The sequence below is a fragment of the uncultured Maribacter sp. genome, from assembly GCF_947496775.1.
Lineage (GTDB): Bacteria > Bacteroidota > Bacteroidia > Flavobacteriales > Flavobacteriaceae > Maribacter_B.
Genome location: NZ_CANMDU010000063.1, coordinates 1 through 351, shown reverse-complemented (window position 1 = coordinate 351; position 351 = coordinate 1). Strand labels below are relative to the sequence as shown.

Below are 351 nucleotides of genomic sequence, written 5' to 3'. Positions count from 1 at the left end.
GGTACGGCAACTATATCGGTAACTACACAAGATGGTAACCACATAGCTACATCAATAATAACAGTACAAGCAGCAGCGAATCAAGCACCAAATGCAGTAGCTACTTCTAACGTTACTTCTGGAACAGCCTCATTAGCGGTAGATTTTACAGGAAATACTTCTACAGATCCGGACGTAGGGGATATATTAAGTTATTCATGGAATTTTGGAGACGGAGGCACATCAACCCAGGCGAACCCAAGTCATACCTTCACAACTTCAGGTACGTATAATGTGGTACTTACAGTTACCGATAATGGAAGCCCAAATTTAAATGATACAGCTAATATTACTATAACAGTTAGTGCAGCA

At 40.5% G+C, this 351-nt stretch carries 1 protein-coding gene; it reads left to right on the top strand.

Annotation, left to right across the window (positions count from 1 at the left end; genetic code table 11):
- A partial coding sequence (locus Q0856_RS18080; RefSeq protein WP_298507239.1) for a PKD domain-containing protein occupies nt 1-351 on the top strand: 351 nt, incomplete at both ends.